Source organism: Actinomyces sp. ICM58, from assembly GCF_000283035.1.
Classification (GTDB): domain Bacteria; phylum Actinomycetota; class Actinomycetes; order Actinomycetales; family Actinomycetaceae; genus Pauljensenia.
The window spans coordinates 1-2,194 of sequence record NZ_ALIY01000175.1 but is presented as its reverse complement, the minus strand read 5'-3'; the positions used below and the strand labels follow the sequence as shown (position 1 = coordinate 2,194).

The 2,194-nt window shown below is 70.5% G+C and carries 1 protein-coding gene; it reads left to right on the top strand.

From position 1 onward, the window contains the following. Window positions 1-2,194 (top strand): DUF6493 family protein (locus HMPREF1138_RS11320; protein WP_009058482.1); only part of this gene is annotated, 2,194 nt, incomplete at both ends.

Sequence of the window (2,194 nt, the reverse complement as noted above, 5' to 3'; positions counted from 1 at the left end):
TTGAGGAGGCCGCCGGGAGCCCCGGCGGCGTTGCCTTCTGGCACACCTACCGCACCATTTTGGCCGAGCGTGGAGCGTTCCTCACCTCCGCTCCCTCCCTGGAGTACTTCGCGCGCAGGATTATTCCCGCGCCCCACCCCACCTCGGATGAGACGCAGCGCTTCTTCGAGGAGAACCCGACCTTCCTGGAGCACGAGTTCTGGCAGTTCTTCCGCGTCGAGGGCGCCCTGCCGGGCTCTGCCCTCTTCGTGTGGATGTACCGCGAGGACCCCTCCGCGCCCGGCGGCGACTTCGAGCGCCTGCACAGCCACGACCTGGTCCGCTACATGGCGACGCGCCTCCCGCAGCTGCGACCCCGCATCCTCTCCGAGTGTCTGGCCGCGCAGCGGCGCGACTTCTCCGCCTACAACGCCCGCGTCTTCTCGCGGGCCTGGGAGGCGCTCGAACCGACGCGCGAGGAAACACTTGAGGCCGTGGCGGATCTGATCGCCCTGCTCGGAGCCCAGCCCTCGCCGAGTGTGTCCCTGGCCCAGAAATCGCTTCTGGGTATCGCCCGGGAGCTGACGGATGAGCAGGTGGACGCCCTCGTGCAGGCCAGCACCCAAGTCCTGGCGCGCAGTGAAAAGAAGCTGCTGCGCGCGCACCTGCGTCTGCTCGCCGCCCTCGTCAAGGCCCATCCCGGCTGCGCGTCCGCGGTTGGCGACGTGGTCGCTGAGGCCGAGTTCCCCCTCGACCTGCGAGACCGCGCAGCCGCGCTCGTCGGGGCACCCCCTGGTTCCGGGAACTCTGACAGTTCCGGGGACTGTGGGGACGAGGCAAGGGCCGGGCCTGCGGGGTCGGCCGCCCCCGGCGCGACCGCCCAGGGAAACGAAACCGGGGAGGGGGCCCAGGCCTCGTGGACGTTCCCGGACGCCCCCGCAGCGGACCTGCCGCGCACGTCGCATACCGCCGAGCTGCCCGCCGATAACGACGCGGTCGTCGCTGCGTTGCACGCCCTCTTCGAGGACGCGTCCGCGGGCGCCGCCCTGCCCGCGCTCCTGACGCGCATCAGCGGCGAGGGCATCGAGCTGGCGGAGGCCGACAAGGCGCTGCTCGCCAAATACTGGCGGAGCGCCCCCAACTGGAAAGGCGCCAACCAGCTATCCTACCTGGCCTCGCGGCTCCTGGGCGGGATGGATGTGAAGGACGCGCCCGAGGCCGGCCACTTCCGCGGCTACCGGCGCAAGGGCAGCGAGTGGGAGCAACACCGCGGCCCGGTCCGCCTCCTGCACGAACAGCTGCGCGTCGCATTGGGTGACAAGCCCTACGACAAGCCGAACGGTCAGGACGCGTACCGCTTCGACCCGATCCTGACCGAGCCGCTCGAACCCATGGATGTGCAGTGGGAGCGGCAGATCATCCGTGCCCCCTACCAGAAGCCCGTCAGGGTCGTGCGCGGCGAGTACAAGAAGACCGACGATATGCGCGAGACGTGGGTGATCCCCGGTCAAACCCTGGCAACCGGCGAGGACTCGCTGGCGGGCGCACTCGCCAACGTCGCCGGGGTTGCCCCCGAGTTCACCGGGCGGCTCCTGGAATCTGGGGACTACCGGTCGAGCGGCGTCGCCTACGCGTGGGCTGCCTGGGCCCTCCAGCACAATCCGGATATTCTCGCCGCCCACGCAATGCCCGTCCTCCAGGGTGCGTTTGTCAAGTTCCCGCAGGTCATCGCGCCCTTCGAGGTGATCGTGCGCGCGCTGGGGGAGGGGTGGCGGGCGCCGGGCGCGCCCACCTACTCGGCCCTGGCGTGGGCGTCCACCGCCGCGCAGGCACCCTACCGGGCCATCGCCGCCGAGGCCATCGCGAGCCTCTCCGACACCGGCCGATACGACCCGGCGGCCATGGCTGGTGAGTTTGGCTACCTGCTGCGCAACGGGTGGTTCGGTCCCGGGCGGGTCGCCCAGACGCTCACCGATTGCGCGTCCATCTCGGCGCTGGCCGGCTACCGCGTCGCCCAGACCATTGCGGCGCTGCTTCCGTCGCTCGTTGGCATCCGGGGTTCGAATCGTATGGTCGAGGCCCTGGTGGCGCTCGCGGGCGACTACGGCATGAGGGTGTGCGTGCCTGATGAGCTGCGCCCCAAGATGAAGGGATCGAGCGCTCTCGCTCAGGCGCTGCGGGCGCTCGACGTGCTGCCCCACGCACCCACGCGCCA